The sequence below is a fragment of the Pseudovibrio sp. Ad26 genome, from assembly GCF_001623285.1.
In the GTDB taxonomy this organism is placed as follows: Bacteria; Pseudomonadota; Alphaproteobacteria; order Rhizobiales; family Stappiaceae; genus Pseudovibrio; species Pseudovibrio ascidiaceicola.
In genome coordinates this window covers 104,092-123,870 of the sequence record NZ_LMCE01000146.1, presented here as the reverse complement: position 1 = coordinate 123,870, position 19,779 = coordinate 104,092, and the positions used below count along the sequence as shown (strand labels likewise).

17 protein-coding genes and 1 other RNA gene are annotated in these 19,779 nt (G+C 52.5%); 9 read left to right on the top strand and 9 right to left on the bottom strand.

The features are described from left to right. Positions 1-11 precede the first annotated feature (11 nt). Positions 12-3,608, bottom strand: a complete 3,597-nt coding sequence (locus tag PsAD26_RS24300; RefSeq protein ID WP_084403821.1) for a hydantoinase B/oxoprolinase family protein — start codon at positions 3,606-3,608, stop codon at positions 12-14. 235 nt (positions 3,609-3,843) lie between these two features. Here PsAD26_RS24300 and PsAD26_RS24295 point away from each other — a divergent pair, with 235 nt between their 5' ends. Then, positions 3,844-4,386, top strand: coding sequence for a winged helix DNA-binding protein (locus PsAD26_RS24295; RefSeq protein WP_057465707.1), 543 nt, complete (start codon positions 3,844-3,846; stop codon positions 4,384-4,386). Positions 4,387-4,418: 32 nt separating this feature from the next. Here the strand turns inward: PsAD26_RS24295 and PsAD26_RS24290 are convergent, their stop codons facing one another. Continuing rightward, positions 4,419-5,324, bottom strand: a complete 906-nt coding sequence (locus PsAD26_RS24290; protein ID WP_063289959.1) for a DoxX family protein — start codon at positions 5,322-5,324, stop codon at positions 4,419-4,421. A 103-nt stretch (positions 5,325-5,427) separates the two neighbouring features. Further along, on the bottom strand, positions 5,428-7,506 hold the full coding sequence (locus tag PsAD26_RS24285) for a bifunctional diguanylate cyclase/phosphodiesterase (protein ID WP_208985837.1): 2,079 nt from the start codon (positions 7,504-7,506) through the stop codon (positions 5,428-5,430). 346 nt (positions 7,507-7,852) lie between these two features. Between PsAD26_RS24285 and PsAD26_RS24280 the strand changes: the two genes are divergently transcribed. The 3 genes from PsAD26_RS24280 (at position 7,853) to PsAD26_RS24270 (ending at position 10,073) form a co-directional block, all read left to right on the top strand. After that, positions 7,853-8,551, top strand: coding sequence for a DnaJ family molecular chaperone (locus PsAD26_RS24280; protein WP_343229009.1), 699 nt, complete (start codon positions 7,853-7,855; stop codon positions 8,549-8,551). After that, entirely contained in the window at positions 8,548-9,306 is a 759-nt protein-coding gene (locus PsAD26_RS24275) for an N-acetylmuramoyl-L-alanine amidase (protein WP_063308012.1), read from the top strand. Before PsAD26_RS24280 ends, PsAD26_RS24275 begins: the two co-directional genes overlap by 4 nt. A gap of 269 nt (positions 9,307-9,575) precedes the next feature. Next, positions 9,576-10,073: a lytic transglycosylase domain-containing protein gene (locus tag PsAD26_RS24270; protein WP_057465711.1), complete on the top strand. Its 498-nt coding sequence runs from the start codon at positions 9,576-9,578 to the stop codon at positions 10,071-10,073. Between the two features lie 169 nt (positions 10,074-10,242). Here the strand turns inward: PsAD26_RS24270 and PsAD26_RS24265 are convergent, their stop codons facing one another. After that, complete coding sequence (locus tag PsAD26_RS24265) at positions 10,243-10,929, bottom strand: pyridoxamine 5'-phosphate oxidase family protein (protein WP_208982028.1); 687 nt, start codon at positions 10,927-10,929, stop codon at positions 10,243-10,245. Between the two features lie 234 nt (positions 10,930-11,163). On the opposite strand from PsAD26_RS24265, the gene PsAD26_RS24260 reads away from it, so the two are divergent. Further along, on the top strand, positions 11,164-12,579 hold the full coding sequence (locus PsAD26_RS24260) for a PLP-dependent aminotransferase family protein (RefSeq protein ID WP_208985836.1): 1,416 nt from the start codon (positions 11,164-11,166) through the stop codon (positions 12,577-12,579). 62 nt (positions 12,580-12,641) lie between these two features. After that, an RNA gene (gene rnpB, locus PsAD26_RS24255) (RNase P RNA component class A) lies at positions 12,642-13,037 on the top strand. Between the two features lie 5 nt (positions 13,038-13,042). On the opposite strand, the gene PsAD26_RS24250 is transcribed toward rnpB, so the two are convergent. The 4 genes from PsAD26_RS24250 to PsAD26_RS24235 form a co-directional block, all read right to left on the bottom strand. Then, positions 13,043-13,675, bottom strand: coding sequence for a LysE family translocator (locus PsAD26_RS24250; protein ID WP_063312455.1), 633 nt, complete (start codon positions 13,673-13,675; stop codon positions 13,043-13,045). Positions 13,676-13,862: 187 nt separating this feature from the next. After that, positions 13,863-14,858 (bottom strand): NADP-dependent oxidoreductase, encoded by a 996-nt coding sequence (locus PsAD26_RS24245; RefSeq protein ID WP_084403819.1) that lies wholly within the window; start codon positions 14,856-14,858, stop codon positions 13,863-13,865. Positions 14,859-14,963: 105 nt separating this feature from the next. Then, entirely contained in the window at positions 14,964-15,434 is a 471-nt protein-coding gene (locus PsAD26_RS24240; RefSeq protein WP_063312454.1) for an SRPBCC family protein, read from the bottom strand. 202 nt (positions 15,435-15,636) lie between these two features. Next, positions 15,637-16,359, bottom strand: a complete 723-nt coding sequence (locus PsAD26_RS24235; protein ID WP_063312689.1) for an SDR family oxidoreductase — start codon at positions 16,357-16,359, stop codon at positions 15,637-15,639. Positions 16,360-16,522: 163 nt separating this feature from the next. On the opposite strand from PsAD26_RS24235, the gene PsAD26_RS24230 reads away from it, so the two are divergent. The 3 genes from PsAD26_RS24230 to pepT all read left to right on the top strand — a co-directional run bounded on the left by PsAD26_RS24230 (position 16,523) and on the right by pepT (position 19,274). Then, a complete protein-coding gene (locus tag PsAD26_RS24230; RefSeq protein ID WP_244278332.1) occupies positions 16,523-17,191 on the top strand; it encodes an SUMF1/EgtB/PvdO family nonheme iron enzyme in 669 nt (222 codons plus the stop codon). A gap of 129 nt (positions 17,192-17,320) precedes the next feature. Continuing rightward, positions 17,321-17,941 carry a LysE family translocator gene (locus PsAD26_RS24225; protein WP_063312452.1) on the top strand — a complete coding sequence of 207 codons (621 nt, stop codon included), beginning with the start codon at positions 17,321-17,323 and terminating at the stop codon, positions 17,939-17,941. Between the two features lie 91 nt (positions 17,942-18,032). Beyond that, on the top strand, positions 18,033-19,274 hold the full coding sequence (gene pepT, locus PsAD26_RS24220; RefSeq protein WP_063312451.1) for a peptidase T: 1,242 nt from the start codon (positions 18,033-18,035) through the stop codon (positions 19,272-19,274). 42 nt (positions 19,275-19,316) lie between these two features. Here pepT and PsAD26_RS24215 read toward each other — a convergent pair whose 3' ends face one another. Next, positions 19,317-19,739: a helix-turn-helix domain-containing protein gene (locus tag PsAD26_RS24215; protein ID WP_063312450.1), complete on the bottom strand. Its 423-nt coding sequence runs from the start codon at positions 19,737-19,739 to the stop codon at positions 19,317-19,319. Between the last annotated feature and the right edge of the window lie 40 nt (positions 19,740-19,779).

The window sequence follows — 19,779 nt, the reverse complement described above, 5'->3', positions numbered from 1 at the left end:
TTGTTTGCCTGTTATGGGGTGCCCCAGCCGCCGCTGGTTGGTGGGACGACTGTGATGGCTTCGCCGGCTTCCAGAATTGTCTGGTCGCAGCCTTTCAGCTCTTCCATTTGACCGGAGTTGCGGCGCACGTAAGTGCGGCCTTTCTGACCATCTTCGCCGCCCTGCATGCCCTTTGGTGCGATGGTTCTGTGGGATGCGAGGATTGCGCAGTCCATTTTCTCCAGGAAGCGGATGGTGCGTTTGGTGCCGTCACCCGCATGCCACTTGCCTTTGCCGCCTGTTTCCTTGCGGATGTGGAAGTCTTCCAGCAACACAGGATAGCGGAACTCCAGAACCTCAGGATCAGTGAGGCGGGAGTTGGTCATGTGGACGTGAACACCGTCCGTTCCGTTGAAACCGGGACCAGCCGGAGAACCGGAGCACAGGGTCTCGTAGTACTGGTAGGTGTCGTTGCCGAAGGTCAGGTTGTTCATGGACCCTTGTGAGTTTGCCATGGCACCAAGGGCTGCGAACAATGCGTTGGTGATGTGCTGTGAGGTTTCCACGTTACCTGCCACAACAGCTGCCGGATAATGCGGACGCAGCATGGAGCCTTCTGGCACCACAATGTTGATTGGGCGCAGGCAGCCTGCATTCATCGGGATGTGACCTTCGACCATGACGCGGAAGCAGTAGAGAACTGCAGCACGGGTGACGGGTTCCGGTGCGTTGAAGTTGTTTTCTTTCATCGGGCTGGTGCCGGTGAAATCAACAGTTGCTTCGCGCTTGTCCTTATCAACGGTGATCTTGACTTTAATGGTTGAGCCTTGATCCGTTGGGTACTCGTAGGAACTGTCTGCCAGTGCTTCGATCACGCGGCGGACGCTTTCTTCGGCGTTGTCCTGCACGTGGCCCATGTAGGCTTGCACGGTTTCCAGACCGAAATGGTCTGTCATCTTGCGCAGTTCCTGAACGCCCTTTTCGTTTGCTGCGATCTGGGCTTTCAGGTCAGCCACGTTCTGGTGAACGTTACGAACCGGGTATTTGTGGTTGGTGAGCAGCTCGACCAACGCTTCTTCACGGAACTCGCCCTGATCCACCAGCATGAAGTTGTCGAACAGGACACCTTCTTCATCCACTGTTGTGGCGAGCGGGGTCATGGAGCCTGGAGCGGAACCGCCGACATCAGCATGGTGACCACGGGAGGCTGCCCAGAACAGGATTTCGCTGTTGGCATCGTCGAAGACCGGAGAGACAACGGTGATGTCTGGCAGATGGGTGCCGCCATTGTATGGGGCGTTGAGTGCGAACACGTCGCCCGGTCTGATCTTGCCTTTGTTGAGAGAAATGATCGCCTCAACAGAACGGTCCATGGACCCCAGATGCACCGGCATATGTGGTGCGTTGGCAACCAGCGCGCCGTTCTGATCAAAGACTGCGCAGGAGAAGTCGAGGCGTTCTTTGATGTTGACGGAGTAGGCGGTGTTCTGCAGGGTCACACCCATCTGCTCTGCAATGGACATGAAGAGGTTGTTGAATACTTCCAACATCACCGGGTCGGCGGTGGTGCCGAGAGCGACTTTCTTCTCCAGCGGGATGGTGCGGGTTAGAATGATGTGGTTTTTGGCGTTGACCTCAGCATGCCAGCCCGGTTCCACAACGATGGTGGCGTGTGGTTCCATGATGAGAGCAGGGCCTTGCAGCTTCATGCCCGGCTGGAACGCATCGCGCTTGAGGATGGACGCATCCTGCCATTTGCCGTTCGCGTAGAACCGGGTTTGCTCTGCAATGGCAGGGGCGTTTGCTGCCAGCGCTACGTCTGGCTCCTGCAGGCCAGCGCCACCGCCAATGGCTTCCACTTCGAGCGCTTCGACCACGATGGTCTTGTTTTCGTAGGCAAAGCCGAACTGTTTGATGTGGTTTTGGGTGAAGGACGCGATCATGGCGTCGAGATCACCTGTGTTCAGATCCACAGCGATTGGTGTGTCGGTGCCGTCATAACGCAGGTGCGCGCGTGGGAGGATAGAGAGTTCGTCTTCTGCAACGCCCTGATTTGCGACTTCTGTTTTCGCATCTGTCGCAAGGCGCTGAGCGAGGTCAGCAAGAGCTGCCAGATTGTCAGTGTTCAGGGGTTTGACGACCGCTTGCTGGCGGGTTGCGCGGATGTCCGCAAGGCCCATGCCGTATGCAGAGAGGATACCGGAAAGCGGGTGCACGATGACGGTTTTCATGCCGAGGCTGTCGGCAACCATGCAGGCGCTCTGGCCGCCAGCACCGCCAAAGCAGGTGAGGGCGTATTCGGTTACGTCATATCCGCGCTGCACGGAGATTTTTTTGATGGCGTTGGCCATGTTCTCTACGGCGATTTTTTGGAAGCCTTCTGCGACTTCCTCGCCGGTTCTGCCATCACCGATCTGGGCTGCCAATGCGTTGAAGGCCGCTTTGACTTCTTCGATTGCCAGAGGCTCGTCCTGATTTGGACCGAAGATTTTAGGGAAGTAGGAGGCGTTGAGCTTGGACGTCATGACGTTGGCGTCGGTGACCGTGAGTGGGCCACCGCGGCGGTAACATTTCGGTCCGGGATTTGCGCCAGCGGAATCTGGGCCAACCTGGAAGCGACCGTCTTTGTAATGGAGGATGGAACCACCGCCAGCTGCAACGGTGTGGATCATCATCATTGGCGCACGCATGCGAACGCCAGCCACTTCGGTTTCAAAGGCGCGCTCAAACTCGCCGTCGAAGTGGGAGACGTCAGTAGAGGTGCCGCCCATGTCGAAGCCGATGAGTTTTTCGAAGCCTGCCATTTTGGAGGTTTCAACTGCGCCAACAACGCCACCAGCCGGGCCGGAGAGAATAGCGTCTTTGCCCTGGAAGAGGGAGGCGTCGGTCAATCCACCGGAGGACTGCATGAACATGAGACGGCAGTCGGTGTTCTGGATATCGAGCTCATTAGCAACCTGATCCACATAACGGCGCAGGATTGGAGAGAGGTAAGCGTCAACCACAGTCGTGTCACCACGGCCAACCAGCTTCATGAGCGGGGAGACTTCATGGCTGACGGAAATCTGCGGGAAGCCGACTTGTTTGGCGATGTTCGCCAGCTGCTTCTCGTGCTCAGGGAAAGCGTAGGCATGCATCAAAACGATGGCGATGGAGCGTGTGCCATCAGCGTAGGCTGCTTCGAGCTGGGCTTTGATCTGGTCAAGGTCTGGAGCTGCTTCAACAGTGCCATCAGCGCGGATGCGTTCATCCGCTTCCAGAACCTGATCGTAGAGAAGCTCTGGTTTGATGATTTCTTTGGCGAAGATGTCCGGGCGGGCCTGATAGCCGATTTCCAGAGCGTCGCGGAAGCCTTTGGTGATGAGCAGAAGGGTGCGGTCACCCTTGCGTTCCAGCAGTGCGTTGGTTGCGACTGTGGTGCCCATCTTTACTGCCCGGATCTGGTCGGATGGGATGCGGGTGTCTTTGGCAACACCCATGAGGTCGCGAATGCCTTGAATGGCTGCGTCTTTGTAGGCCTCAGGGTTTTCGGAGAGGACTTTATGGGCGCGTATTTCTCCTTGAGGTGTGCGTGCAACGATATCTGTGAAGGTGCCGCCGCGGTCGATCCAGAAGTCCCACTTGCCCATTGTCATGTTTTGTCCCACCTCGATTTGAAATCTTATTCTGTGATACATCTACAAAATGTAGACATATTGTCAATGTGAATATGTGAGAGTCAGGAGAAACGCGGCGATTGGTATTGAAATTTACGTGGATCGGTCTTTTAAGAGAGGTTGTGTGATCTACGTAAACTCTCGACATTATGTTGCGCGAGATGGTGCGAATCTGCGCAATTCTAACTTGGTGGTTGTGAGGTCAAGAATGAGTGATGCTTTAGAGCAGAAAAATACTGGTGGGCTGGGCGTTGGACCGGTCGTGTCCTCATCGCACCTTGCATCGGGTGAATTGCCTGCACTGTCTGAGGTGGAATTTGCGGTGACGATGATGGTGAATGCCTATCACCGCTGGATGGTGCGCTGCATGGCCGCTGCGGGGCAGGAGGGCTTATCTCCTCTGGAAACGCTGGTGCTCCACTCCGTCAATCACCGTGAGCGTTCAAAAACACTGGCTGATTTGTGTCTTGTTCTGAATATCGAAGATACTCACACGGTGTCTTACGCTCTGAAAAAGCTGGAGAAGGCAGGCCTTGTGCAATCCGGTAAGCGGGGCAAAGAGAAAATTGCCGAGATTACTGAGGAGGGCCGTGCGCTTTGTGATGCTTACAAGCAGTTGCGTGATGCCTTGCTGGTGAAGCCTGTGAAAGAACTTGGGCTTGATGAAGCCGAACTGTCCCGGCTTGCATCTGTTTTGCGCAGTGTGTCAGGTCATTACGATCAGGCCGCCCGTTCTGCCGCAGCGATGTAATGTGATCGCAGCGGTAACCTGTTATCGGTTACTCAATCGACATGCTCATTGTGAGCGAGGCCTGTGTCTCCCATGAGCAGTTTGATCCATCCGGGCATCTTTCCGGTTCTGCGTAATGCGCCATCTATGGAGAATTCTCCCCCTCCTGTGGTGGTGAAGCTAAGATAAGACGCAAACAGGATCAGCGGCAGCTCCCATGAGACGGCTGTGGCGAAGGAGACGAAGCCGTGCTCCAATGCCCCACTCAGCGTGGCTGCAAACAAGATATAGGCTGCAGCGAAGAAGCAGGAGAGGCGGGTGAGCAGCCCGAGGCCGATGCCAATTGCAATGGCCAGTTCTGCCAGACCTGCTGCATCAATGATCATGGCAGGGTCGGGATAACCGAGTAGGGAGAAGAATTCCACGTGCTCCATGTAAGGGAGAGACCCGGCAAACAGCTTGTCGGTGAAGTGTGGCACCATCACAAAGCCAACCAGAATACGGAAGAAGGTGAGTTGCCATTGCCAAAGCGTGAGGCCACGGCCTGCTGTCTCAAATGAGTTGCGCTGGATAGTGCTGAGGAACCAGATGAGATTGACGAAGAAGGCAAAGGCAAGAGGCCAACTGAGCAGATAGGCATAATAGAGTGAGGCAATCCGCCAGGCGACAAGTTGGCAGAGCAACATGCACAAAAAGCCGAGTGTGAAGTTTTTCGGCACGACGATCACGACGAAGAAGAATGCCAGTGCAAGCCAGATCAGCATGGGCCGGAGTGCAGATTCTGGAATGGGTGACATGAGCACTTCCAGAGAGATGAGTGCTACGACGCCCAGCAAGAGAGCTGTAATGAGGGATTGAAGCAGTTGGAAGAAAGACAAGTAGTGGAAGGGCCGTGCAATCTCCGCAAGATCCTCCTCTTCGCTCATGTCCTCAGTATTTGCATTGCTCTTGTCTGCCATAGCTACCTCACAGCGAATCCCAAGCGTGGGTCATTTGTGTCAAGGTAGCGTGCTGCACCTAGCGAGAGATATCCTGCTATTCTCGCTAGGCTTATTTGAGAGGTTATCCGACGTAGGCAGCTTCAATCTGCTTGGCCTCTTGTGTTCCAAGCGTGCAGCGGACATTTGCGTGCGGATTGGCCGGATCAACGTTGGATGGTTTGCCGAAGTAATAACCCTGAACGATATCGCAGCCGCCGGCTCGCAGGATTTGGGCCTGCATTTCTTCTTCAACGCCTTCTGCCGTGATCAATACGTCAAGTGAACGGCCAAGACCGATAATCGCAGCAACGATAGCATCAGTGTGGGCATCCTTGCCGATGTTCATGATGAAGCTGCGGTCGATCTTAATTTTGTTGAACGGGAAGCGAGAAAGGTAGCTTAGGGAAGAATAGCCAGTGCCGAAGTCATCCATGGCGATGGAAACGCCCATGTTCCCGATTTTCTTGAGTGACTTCACCACGCTGGTGGTATCGGCAATCAGAAGGCTTTCGGTGATCTCGATCTCAAGGCGCTCAGGTGCCAGACCAGATTCTTCGAGGGCTTCTGAAATCTTCTGCTCGATCAATCCGGTCTTGAACTGCGCAGGCGAGAAGTTGACGGCGACTTTCAGGCTTGGGTCAGCCCAGCTTGCCGCGTCAGTACAAGCTTTTTTGAGCACATATTCGCCGAGCGCTTCAATAAGGCCTGTGTCTTCCGCGATCGGGATGAAGACTTCTGGTGAGATGCGGCCCTTTTCCGGATGGACCCAACGTAGCAGGGCTTCAAAAGCTTTGAGTTTGTTGTCTGCCAGACCAACCTGAGCCTGATACACGACTGAGAAGCCGTCTAGCTTGAGCGCACGGATCATCTCTGTTTCCAGCTCGCGGCGGCGTTCCAGCTCTTCATCCATGCTGGACTCGTACCAGGTGTAAGTGGAGCGGCCACCGTTCTTGGAGCGGTAGAGCGCCAGGTCAGCGCAATGGAGAAGGCGGGAAGACCGCCATGCGGCATCGGTTGCCTGAGCGATGCCCATAGATAAGGAGATCTGGATTTCTTTGCTGTCGATGACGCAGCTGGAATTGGTGGTTGCCATGGCGCGCTGGGCGAGCACGGTGATGTCGTGACTGGTGTATTCCCCTTCGATCATCACGGCGAATTCATCGCCAGAAAGACGCGAGACGAGGTGATCAGTGAAGACGAGCCGTAATCGGTCCGAGATGATTTGGAGGAATGTATCGCCAGCTGCATGGCCGTGGTTGTCGTTCACTTCCTTGAACTTATCAACGTCGATGGCAATGACGTAAACATTGGAAGCTGTAATGGATGCTTTGCGGAGTGCCTTGTTTAACTCGTCAGAGAAAACAGCGCGGTTTGGCAAGTGGGTCAGTGGATCGTTGTGCGCGAGGAAGCGGATCGTTTTGGAGGTTTTCCAGCGATCATGCAGTCCTTTCCAGGCGAACATGATAGAGGCAATTGCCACGACGAGCACCAGCAGGAATGCAAAGGCCGACCCAAAGGCGATTGCGTCCATAAACACGACGGTGTTGAGCGTTGGTTTGGTGGTGAAGATAAAGCCGCCACGCGCTTTGTTTTCGTCATTTACATAAGGAATGACGACGCCAAATTTTGGTATCCGCCATTCAAGCCAGTTGAAGTTGGAGTAAATCACCAACTGTCCTGAGTTGAGTGCAGAGTGCCAGGCGTCATAAGCAGAGGGATCGGACAGAATTTCGTTTACGCGGTCATTGGTCATATTCCGCGGATGGACAGCCAATGGACGACCGGGAGCGTTGACGACCAGCAGTTCGAACTCTTCAAACTGTTCTACCAGTGCCTGCTTGACTGCGGTGGCTTTGGTTGCAGGCAGCTTCCAGCTTGAAGAGATGATTTCTGTGGTTGGGGCAGAGCTGGACCCGCGCAGGCCGAAGTTTAACGGGGAAGAGGAATCCTTTTGTCCCGTGTCTTCATTGGAAGGGGCCTCGAAAGGGTGGTGTGAATTGATGATGTTGTTCGCAGTATGGAATTCTTTTTGAGCTTCACTCTTGAATAAATAATATAAAGTCGCTTGATCAATGGCATAAAAGCTTGTGGCAATGGCACCAATCACAGCAAACACTATGCCGGCGTAAAGTAATTTACGATGTGGAGGTATCGTTTCCACTTGAAATCCCCATCCCGAAACGCACGAAATAATGTGCGCTGGCAGCAGGCAACTGAGAAGTTAGTTGGCGCTGTCGCCTGTATGTGTACTTAATTAATAGCGAATATATCTGTAAAACATTACCCATGTGTTTCATGGGGCGATATTTTGAGATCAAGCTTGACTGAGGCTTGAACTGAAATCATGCAATGGGCACTTATAGATAGCAGTGGGCAAATAAAACCCAAGGGAAACAAACTATTCAGATTGATAAATAATTTGTTAGGTATAAACCTGATTTGCGGTGACTAATTATTTTGCTGTCTTTTCCGGCGAAATTGTCAAGCAGATTGAACTAGAGAGCAGGATGCCAATGAATTTTTGGGGCAGCTTTGACAAGATTGTAGGTGCACTGCAAACCGGTGGTGCCCAGTTGGTTGACCGGCTGCAGCAGCTTGTTCAGTCAGTTGGTGAAGCGCGCCGGAATGTTGCCTTTACAGTCGCTATGATCGCCTTGTCTGCGAAAATGGCAAAAGCTGATGGTGTTGTGACCCATGACGAAGTGATCGCATTTTACGATCTGTTTGAGATGCCAGCGGGTGAGGAGCGCAACGTTTCGCGCCTCTTCCAACTGGCTCAGCAGGACGTAGCGGGCTTTGAGATCTACGCTTCCAAACTCTCTGTGTTGTTTGCTGAAGATGAGACGACGCGTACGGATGTGCTGGATGGCCTCTTTTATATAGCCAAGGCAGATGGCGTTATTCATGAGAGAGAAGTTGCCTACCTGAGCCGGATTGCTGAAATCTTTGGAATCGATGCTGTTGGCTTTTCGCAGATTAAAGCCCGTCATATAAGAGGGGATGGAGATCCCTATCTGGTTCTCGGCATTGATATGGTGGCGAGTGATGAAGATGTGCGCTCCTGCTATCGCAAGCAAGTCCGGGAGACACATCCTGATCGGTTGATTGGTCGAGGTGTCCCCGAAGAGTTCGTCAAGATCGCCAGCGATAAGCTGGTTGCATTGAATAAAGCGTATGAGCAGATCTGCGCGGAACGAGGAATATGAGCGTTAAAACTGAATGCGCAGTGCCTGCGCGTCTTCGTCCATCTCCCAATCACAACGAGCGCCGCGTTCCTGCCGTTGATATGCTGATCTTGCATTACACGGCGATGGAAAGTGCTGAGAAGGCTGTTTCCTGGCTGTGCGATCCGCGCTCAGAAGTTTCCTGCCACTATCTGGTTGATGAACTGGGCATGGTTACGCAGATGGTGCCGGAAAGTCGCCGGGCCTGGCATGCCGGTGTTTCCAGCTGGAAAGGTGAGGATGACCTTAACTCCCGCAGTATTGGAATCGAGATTTCCAATCTGGGAGATCAGGAAGCGGGTACGCAAGGCTATCCTGATGTGCAGATTGAAGCTGTGATTGCTCTCGCCAAGGATATCTGTGAACGCAACAATATTTCACCAGAGCGGGTGCTTGGACATTCTGATGTTGCTCCGTCCCGTAAACAGGATCCGGGCCGTCATTTTCCATGGGCGCGGTTAGCTGAGGCTGGTGTCGGGCATTTTATTGAGCCGGTGGTGCTTGAGGCTTCGAGCTTCTTTCAGGAGGGGGACGAAGGACAGCCGATTGAAGCTCTACAGTCGCTTCTGGGGCTCTATGGGTATGATGTGTTGGTCAGTGGCGTGTTTGATGAGAAGACCAAATATGCTGTTGAGGCGTTTCAGCGCCACTTCCGTCCTGCAAAAGTCGATGGAATTGCTGATGCGCAGACCATTGCGACACTGCATAGCCTGCTGAAAAAGCTAAAATCCTTCTGATTGTGATAGATGTCATTGAAATATCAGTAAAATAGGGTCTAATACGTAATATGAATACGATTTGATTACGTAGGGGAATGACTCTGTTTTGCTGAAAAGTTTCCTTAAGTAAGGCTGATGTGCCCTGCATCAGCCCTTTTTGTGCCATAAACTAAGGTTTATGCCAGTTTTTAAACATTAAAATTGTAACTTTTCGTGATCAGACCTGTCTGATTTTCGTCTCATCTTCTGAAGATAAACACTCCTGCTCAAAACATGATTGCCAGGAAATGAAGATGAACCTTACAAAAATAAAAAATAACGTAGTAATCCCCGTTCTTGCTGCAAGTGTTATGCTCGGCGGTGTTGTGAATACCAATGTCTTCTCTGATGAAGCTGCAGCGGCTACTAAAAAGGGTAGCTACGTTAAGCTGATCGAACAGAAAGCCAAGAAGCACGGCGTTCCGCACCACATTGCGAAGGCTGTTGTTGAAGTGGAAAGTAACTTCAACGCAAGAGCGCGTGGCCGTGCCGGTGAAGTTGGTCTCATGCAGATTAAGCCATCTACCGCACGTGGTATGGGTTATCGCGGTTCGACCAAAGCTCTTTATAAACCAGAGAACAACATCGAATGGGGCATGCGATATCTGGCTGGTGCTTATAAGCGCGCTGGCGGAGATCTGTGCGGAACCATTTTGCGATACAACGCTGGCCACTATGCCAAGCGTATGAACCGGATTAGTGCCAAGTACTGCAAGCGCGTTAAGGATATTATGGCACGCAGCTAAATGCATCTTGCATATTCGGGCGGGGGACTGTAAGTTCCCATTCAAAGTTTCTTAGAATTTTATGAATGTCTGACCGACGGTCAGTCTGTCTGCAAGGACATATCAGGGTGGTTGACCGGGCAAAGTCAACCACCCTAACTCTTAAAATTTTAGGCGAATTCCCCGAAAATTAGGCGAACTTTCGAGCTGCATTTGTTGGCGAAGCGGGCACCTTCACGCCATCCAGTAGTTTCCCATCATCAATCGGTTGACCGAGTGACGTTGTGACCGGAACAACGCCAGCCCAATAGGGTAGCGCGTAATCCTCCGCATCGTCGACCGGAGCGCCCTGACGGATTTTTGCTGAGGCGTGTTCGATCTCGATTGCGATGACCCCAGTTGAGATCTGTTCCTTCTCCGTCATCGGGCGGACCTCATCCCATCTGCCAGGCAAAAGGTGTTCGGTGATTGCCTTGAGTGAGTCCCATGCTTCCTGATGGTCGGTGACAAGGCGGGCCGTGCCGTGAATGACGGCGGTTCGGTAGTTGACGGAATGGTGGAAAGCTGACCGCGCAGCAACAATGCCGTCAATGAGTGTGAATGTGAGACAGACTTGGGAGTCTTTGCTCATCTTCTTCACGATCCGCGCTGCTTTCGCGCCGTGAATGTAGATAGTGCGGTCCATAACTGCAAAAGCCATGGGAATGACCATTGGGCGGTCTTCATCCATGAAGCCGACATGGACGACGAGGGAGCTCTCCAGAATTGGGAGGATTGTGTTCCAATCATAATCCGCGCGCAGACTTGTTCTGACACGAGCAAATTTAGGTGGCTTGGTTTCACGAGTGCTAGTGCTTGGCGCTGCTTCAAGTGTCATTTCTGCTGTCATTGTCTTAACCGTTTCTGGTCCCCGGTTTTGAGCGAAAACGGCAATATGGGACCAGTTAGCCCGGCAAGTGGTTTGAGTTTGTGCTCTGACTGCTTGCCGGGTTTTCTGTTTCATTTGTGCACGTTACCCCCGCTGCGGGGCGAAGAAGTATTGTGCTGATCTGTATTCTCTGCAAAACTGGTTCCTCATATAGATCCGCTTAATCAAATTGTGGGGTGCCAGTTGTTTGAGTATGTTGTGATGATCAATCGCGAGGTCAGCACTCCGCTGTCGAGCCAGATTTATCAGCAGTACCGGGATGCAATTCTGAAGCGGCGTGTTCCTGAAGGAGAGCGGTTGCCCAGCTCACGTCAGTTGGCGACCAGCCTTTCCGTTTCTCGCAACACAGTGAACACGGCCTATGATTTGCTGCGGTCCGAAGGGCTGGTGGACGTGCGGTCTGGTGCTCGGCCTGAAGTGGTGGCCTTGCCTGAGGTTGAAGGGGCTGTTGTTGCAGGTCCTGTTCGTGAAACGACACCTCCGCTTTCATCGCGTGGCAAGCGATTTTCTTGTAATCACCGTTACACGAGCCCGTCGGGAAGGGGCGTTTCCATGCAGCCGGGTGAACCTTCGCGAGAGTTGTTTCCCAAAGAGCAGTGGGCACGGAGTTTGCGACGTGCAGCGCGATTGCTCAATGGCAATGCGCTTGGGTATGAACACACTTCTGGCCTGCCGGAGTTGCAGCGGGTGCTGGCGCAATATTTAGCGCAGGAGCGCGGCGTGGTTTGCTCACCGGAGCAGGTTCTTGCATTCCCAACCACACAGTCGGCACTCTCGCTCATGTCCCAGTGTTTCTCTGAGGAAGGGGACATAGCACTGCTTGAAGAACCGGGGTATTTGGGGGCGCGATCTGCCTTCTTTGCTGCCGGACTAAAAGTACGGGCTTTAACAGAGATTGATCAGACTGAGCGTGCCTCGTTGATCTACGTGACGCCCTCGCACCAATACCCAACTGGCCGACGTATGGAAATGGGCGAACGGTTGATGCTGTTGAAGCAAGCTCATGACAAAGGTGCGGTGATTCTGGAAGATGATTATGACAGTGAGTTTTTGTTTGAAGGGCGGCCTATTGCAGCATTGCAGGGGCTGAGCGACCGTCACTCCGTGATCTATATAGGAACCTCTGCAAAGTCTCTGATGCCGGGGATTCGGCTTGCTTATGCTGTTGTTCCTAAAGAGCATGTGGTGGGGTTGGAGCTGGCGCAGCGGGCATCGGGTGCACTGGCTAATGTTCATGTGCAGATGGCTTTTGCAGACTTCATTGAGAGTGGGCACTTTCGGGCGCATCTGAACAAGATCCGCAGTGCGTATCATGAAAACGGTGCTGCTCTTTGCCAACTTATTGGAGAGCGTTTTGGTAATCAGGTTGGTGTGTCCATGCCAACGGGAGGTCTGCAAACCTGCCTTTATCTGCCAGAGACCTGTGATGATGTTGCGGTTGCAGACCAGATGAACCAGAAAGGCTTCGGGGTTAATCCGCTTTCCGTGTTTTATCTGGGTGCCCCTCAAAAGGGGCTTGTTGTCGGGTTTGCTGAGGCTAATGAAAAACTGCGGTACGGGTTTGTTCAAGCCCTTGAGCAGGCGATGGAAACAGCTTGAGACCGTGTGCAAGCGTAATTCTTTGCTTGACCTTTTTCCTTAGGCTCCGTAGTTCAAGTGCACCAGTCGGCCGGACGGTTGCTGCTACAAGTGCTGAAAGGCCGTAGTGGAGGAAAGTCCGGGCTCCATGGAGACACGGTGCCGGATAACGTCCGGCGAGGGTGACCTTAGGGAAAGTGCCGCAGAAAGCAAACCGCCAGTGCATGCATTGGTAAGGGTGAAAGGGTGGGGTAAGAGCCCACCGCGTTTTTGGCAACAAAAACGGCATGGTAAACCCCACCGGGAGCAAGACCGAATAGGGGCGGCGCGGAAGTTTACTTCCAGTCATGTTTCCAGACCTGACCGCCCGGGTGGGTCGCTAGAGGTGTTCAGTAATGGGCATCCCAGATGAATTGCCGTCGCGTACAGGGATAACACCTTGTGCCTTACAAAACCCGGCTTACAGGCCGACTGGTATTTTCTTTTAAATGTCGCTTGAGAGCAATTTGTAACCTGCGAAGGTGAAGAAGCTGCCGAGCAATCCTTCGATCCATCTTCTGGCTTTTCGGTAAGTGCTGACCATGGTTTGGGTCGAAAACGCGTAAGCGTAGATGAGATGACCAATGGCAGAGAGGATTGTTGTTCCAACAACGACGGAGAGTCCTACCCACCACGGTGCGGTTTGGTCCAGTGCTATTGAGATAACTGCGATCCAAGTAAGTGCGGCTTTGGGATTTGTCATCTGAATCAAGAGGCCGCGCCGATAATAGGCCCAATGATCGCCTTTCAAGATAATGGAGTTCAACTCTTTTGCCTGACTTTTGCCAGCGGACTTAAAGGCTTTGAATGCCAACCAAAACAGGTAGCAAGCGCCAGCAGTTTTAATCACTGCCATCAGTGAGGCATAGAATGTGAGGAGGCTGGTGAGACCTATCAACGTTATCGTACCCCATAAGAATGAACCGGTGGCGATCCCAAGTGCCAGCGATTTTCCAGAGGGTCTGCTGTGAGCCATTGAAGTGCCGATGATTGCCATGATGTTGGGGCCGGGACTGAATAAGCCGATGGCAAACGCAGCATACGCTAACAAGATTCCTTCCAGATAGGTCTCTTGCATTTTCTAGCTCCCCCTCAACGTTAATAGGCTAGGTGATTTGAGTTCTTGAGGCAACGTGCAGGGGAGGCTTTGAAAGCATGAGCAAAAAAGTAAGCACCGCTTTGGGGAGCGGTGCTTTGGAAGGTGGTGGCAAACGTTGAGGGCTTTGCCACTGTGTTTGATCGGAAATTGACTTTTCGTCAGAGGCTTAGATGCGGATAACCAGCTTGCCTTGGTTGGAGCCGTCGAAGAGTTTGTTGATGGCTTCTGGAGCTTGTTTCAGTCCGTCAACGATATCGAGGCGGTACTTGATCTGGCCTTTTTGCGCATATGAGCCGAGCTTTTCGAAGATTTCACCAAAGCGGTGTTGCTGATCGATGATCACGAGGCCTTTCAGGGTGAGGCGCCGGGCTATGGCGCGGACCAGATGTGGGCCGACGGACGGTTCTGTGTCGTTGTAGGTGGAGATCAGGCCACATAAGGTGATCTTGCCGCCGATCTTCATGTTATCGAGAGCAACTTCAAGAATTTTGCCGCCCACGTTCTCGAAATGACGATCGATGCCATCCGGTGCGTATTTTGCAATCATCTCTTCGAGGTTTTCGGTCTTGTAGTTGATGACTGCGTCGAAACCTAGTTCGTTTAGGAGCCAGTCTTTCTTCTCATCTGAGCCGGTGACACCGATGACCTTCAGGCCTTCTGCTTTTGCGATCTGACCGACGAGTGAGCCGACTGAACCTGCTGCACCGGACACCAGAAGAGTTTCGCCTGCTTTTGGTGTGTCGATCAGCTCCATGAGGCCATGATAGGCAGTTGCGCCGGGTAGACCGAGGAGGCCCATGAAGTGTTCCAGTGGGATATCGTCAGGAAGTGGGATCAGGTCTTCGCCAGTGGTGATGTAGTATTCGCTCCAACCAAACATACCGTTTACGCGGGAACCTACTGCGAAAGCTGGGTTGTTGGAGGCTTCTACGATGCCTATGCCGAAGCTGCGCATGGTTTCGCCGATGCGGACTGGCGGCATGTAACTGCCTTCATCATCGTCCAGCCAGCCGCGCATGGCGGGGTCCAGAGACATGTAGACTTGTTTGACCAGAACTTCGCCGTCTTTCAGTTCTGCCAGGTCTTCCTGCAGTATGTCGAAATCGGTTGGCTTGATCATACCATTTGGGCGGGATGCTAATGTAACTCGAGTATTGTTCATTTTATTTTTGCGCACAGTGCGCACCTAATTGTTTTATTAGAAGATTTAATTGAGCCGGCACGAAAAAGCGTGTCAGATTCAATCTGTTCGGAGGTGTAGGGACGATTATGCTGCTACCCTGAGGCCAGAGTATTTTTCTACATAGTCAGCATTGCTTTTCAGAAGGCCACGGAGGCCTTTCTTGAACTGGAATTTCATGAAAGGTGTCAGCAGTTTGCCGAGGATGCCCATCTTTGGCGTAAAGCTCATGGTCATGGTGACACGAGTTTTGCTTGGGCCTTGTGGTGTAAACTCAAAGATGGCCTGACCATCTTTAAATGGTGCGTTGGTGTCATAGATATCGATGGTTATGCGCTGGTTCTCCAGATACTCGGAGATGCGCTCTTTAAGGAAAGTCTTGCCGTCGGTGAAGTCGCATTGACGTACTGCGCCAACACCGGTCTTCTGCTTTTTGCCTAACAAGTATGAGGCGCGCAGGCCGGGGTGGAACTTGTCGATGTTGCCGTAGTCATTCCAGGTGTTCCAAACAGTGGAGATAGGGGCATTTACGGTTTGGTAAACTGCAATCGAAACCATCTGAGCTCTCCTCATATGTGAAGGTGGAGGCAGACAAAACAGAGGCCAGAAACCCTCTTGTGTCGTTGGGGGACAGGTCTTGTCTGCTTCCTTGAGAGAATAGATAGCGTGGCTGATTTTGATCCGGTAGATAGATAAATATGGACATGGTGGTTCAAAAATGAACCATAGGTCAGTGGCGTTGCTGTGAAGGTCTGATAATTTAGGCAGATTGCCGTGTTGGGGTGATCACCAGTTCTCGGATATTCACGTTTTGCGGCTGATTGTAGGCAAACAGTGTTGCGTCGGCTACATTTTGTGGGTCAAGTGCCCCGCCGATTTGTCGCTTCTGTTCTTCATACTCTTCGCGGATTTTTGGATCGCGTGTGCTGGAGGGGAGAGGCGTTTCTACCAGACCCGGCACGACGGTGACGACACGGACGTTGTGGCCTGCCACTTCTTGCCGCAAGGCTTCGCTAAGACCGTGGATTGCGATCTTGGTGGCGCCGTAAGCGGCGCGCATTGAGAAGGGCTTCTTGGCAGTCATGGAACCTATGTTGATGATGGTGCCAGAGCCGCGTTGGTACATTGCTGGCAGTACTGCGTGGATGCCGTTGAAGACGCCGCGCAGGTTCACGTCGATCATGGTCTCCCAGTCTTCGGGGTTCTGGTCTTTAAGCTCGCTCAAGAACATGCAACCTGCGTTGTTGATGATGGCATCTGCCGGGCCTAACGCCTGCTCTGCATGGCGGATCGCTTTGATCATGTGCTCGCGGTTTGTAACATCAACTTTGCTGCAGATCGTATTGGGAAGGTCCATTGCCATCATGGGTTCCTTGTACAATGCCAAGAGCAACAAGGGGTGTCCGTCTTTGCTGAAGGTTTTTGCAAGGGCTGCGCCAATGCCTGAACTGGCACCTGTGATCACAACAAGAGGCTTTGTCATAGGTCTGCTTATGTTCCGGTCATAGTGAGCGAGATGATCCTTCATTTCATTAGTCAAAATTGTTTTCTGAAGCTTGCTGCAAGCGCCTAAAGTTTGCTTCTATTCGTTGGTGTGCCACACTCGGTGCGTCGAGATATGGAAGGTTGGAAAGTTGCTGGGGGAGTTGAGTTCCACTTTAAAGCCAGAGATGGTGCTGATCCCTGCTGGTGTTCTTCTCCAGAAAGATGATCGCAGAGGGGAGCGATGGACAGCTCAGGTTCAGTCGTTTGTTGCCTCAAAATATCCAGTTACGCAGCAGCTTTATGCTGTTGTTTTGGAGGAGCGACCTGCTCAGTTTACTGGCGTTGATCTACCCGTTGAATCTGTCAGTTGGTTTGATGCAATCAGGTTTTGTAACGGTCTTTCTGAAAAATGCGGCCTGAAGCCATCTTATCTTGTGCATGAAGATGGGGCGGTTGAGTGGTGTGCAGTAAGTGATGGGTTTCGCCTGCTCACTGATGCTGAGTGGGAGTATGCCTGCCGAGCTGGCTCTCAAGGGGCAAGCTATGGTCCGCTTGAAGATATTGCGTGGTTTGCTGGAAATTCGGCTGGAAATCCGCAGACTGTTGGGTGCAAAGAGCCGAATGAGTTTGGGCTCTACGATATGCTGGGCAATGTCTGGGAGTGGTGTTGGGATCTCTATGATCCAGCTGTTTATGGAGACTACCGCGTGTTCAAAGGTGGTGGTTGGGCAGATGATGAGCGCGGCTGTCTTGTCACCAACAGGCGGCGTAGTCATCCAACCTTTCGTGTTGAGGACCTGGGCTTTCGTGTCGCACGGTCAATAAGGTAGGCAGTTTGCTTTGCTTGCCGAGAAGGTGAACCCTGATCCAAGAAAATACAGATATTGTCTTGTTTGGTTGACTGTCTCAATCCGATCAAGTACCCAAGATCTAACTTGTGTATACAATGGAATACAAAAATGGATTTTTGGGTTTGGGTTTCTTTTGTGCTGATTTCTGCAGCGAATATTGTCACGCCGGGGCCAGCGATCCTCAACACGGTGCGGCGGGCTGCGCAGTTGGGGATGGGCCGGGTTTTCCCGACTATCCTAGGTAATACGCTGGGGCTTGCGATTGCAGGTGCATTTTGCGCGGGCGGTGTGGTGAGCTTTGTGCTCACCTCTGAGGTTTTGTGGAGCTTGTTCCGATGGTTGGGCGTTGGGTATCTGGTCTGGCTTGGGCTGAAGTTTGTCTTCAAGCGCGAGGAGATTGATTTGTCAGGTGATGTCAGCGTTTCTGTTTCTGGACTGACACTGTTCTGGGAAGCGTTTTTGCTTGCGGTGACCAATCCCAAAGCGATCCTGTTTTTTGTTGCGTTGTTCCCGCAAGTCATGAGCTCTGAGCTGGCGTTGCTGCCACAAGCGAGCATTCTGGTTGCAACATTTTGCGGCATATCTGTTCTGTCTTTGAATGGCTATTCTGCGTTGGCGTCATTGTTGCGGGCGCGCTTTATCACTCAGGCGCGGTATCGCCGGTTTCGTGTTTTGTCGGGCTTCGTTCTTTTTGGGTTCGCGGGAAAAATTGCGAGTGAAGTGCGGTAAAAGCGGTTTGCTTTTGCTCTTATGGCAGTGTTCCAACTTGAAAGTTGAGGGGGCTTCGCGCAGATAGAAGGTAACTGCAAGGAGATCTTCTATGAGAACAGAATTTGATCAGGAACTGGAAGAACGCCTCGTTCGCTACGCGGCTATTGATAGCCAGAGTGATGAGACGTGCCCTGAGTCCCCAAGCTCTCAGATCCAGCTTGATGTGCAAAAGGTGCTGCGTGCTGAGCTGATGGAGATTGGTGCCAGTGACGTTGAGCTGACCGAGTACGGCGTTGTTCTTGCCACTATTCCTGCGACTATCGAGACGAATGGGCCCGTGATTGGCTTGCTTGCGCATGTGGATACGGCCCCAGCCTACCATGCTGAAGGTGTGAAGCCGCGTGTTCATCGTGCTTATGATGGCTCAGCAATTTCCTTCCCGGATGCCTCTGAGCTGTCCCTGTCTCCTGAGAACTCCCGTTATCTTGGTGAGAAGATTGGTGATGACATCATCACTGCCAGCGGAAGCACTTTGCTGGGCGCAGATGACAAGGCTGGTGTTGCGATCATCATGTGTCTTGCACGTCATCTGCTGGCAAACCCGCAGATCCCTCATGGCAAGCTTCGTATTGCGTTTACGCCGGATGAAGAAATCGGGCGCGGTGTGCATGACAAGTTGCCAGGTGCTCTGGGTGCGGATTTTGCTTACACGCTGGATGGCGGCAAAGTGGGCGAGCTGAACTATGAGAACTTCTGCGCTGATGGTGCGACAGTAAAGATCACTGGTGTTTCTGTGCATCCTGGTTATGCGAAGGATAAGCTGGTCAATGCGTTGCATCTGGCAGGCAAGATCATCACCATGCTGCCGCATGCGACGATGACACCTGAGACCACTGATGGTCGTGATGGCTTTATCTTTATTGCCGACATGGTGGGGAATGCAGCTGAAGCGGAGCTACATTTTGTGCTGCGTGATTTTGAGCTGGAAGGTCTGGAGGCGAAAGCTGATCTGCTGGAGCAAGTATGTGCTGCAGTTCAGGCTACTGAGCCGCGGGCTTCCATCTCTTGTGAGGTCAAAGAACAGTATCGCAACATGCACCATTGGCTGCGTGATGATATGACCCCAGTTGAGCTTGCAAAGGCAGCTTATGAGGACATGGGCTTGAGCGTTTCTTCCAAGCCGATCCGTGGCGGAACCGATGGGTCTGTGCTGACCGCGAAGGGGACATCCTGTCCGAACATCTTCACCGGCATGCAGGAAATCCATGGGCCGCTGGAATGGATCAGCGTGCAGGATATGGCATGCGCGACACAGGTGTGCCTTAAGCTTGTTGAGCGCGCTGCGAAGTAAGGGGCTCCTAAAAACCGCTTCATGAGAATAGGAAACCGCCGGCTACTTGGTCAGCGGTTTTTTCTTTGCTGGTTTCCGTCTGTCCGATGCCTTGAGCATGCGTTGGAAGGAAGGGCACTCCATATGGCTTGGGGCAGGGCAGTCGGCCACGTGATGCAGGACATCGCGTAAGGCTGTGAGTTCCTTGATCTGCTCATCTATCAGATCAGCACGTTCACGGATCTGCTCTCGCGGGATCTGAAGCTGCCCTTTTTCTGAAAACATGCCTGCAATCTCTGTCAGCGAAAAACCACCTGCCTTGGCGAGTGTGATCAGAGAGAGTTTCGTCAGGATTTGCGGCTCGTACTGACGTCGGAGACCGTGCCGCGTTATGGACTGAATGAGCCCGACTTCCTCATAATATCGCAGTGTGGAGGGCTTCACGCCTGAGCGTTCGGTGATCTCTCCAATATCCAGCAGTTTCATACTTGACCTCAAGTTGACTTGAAGTCGTATCCTGATCTCA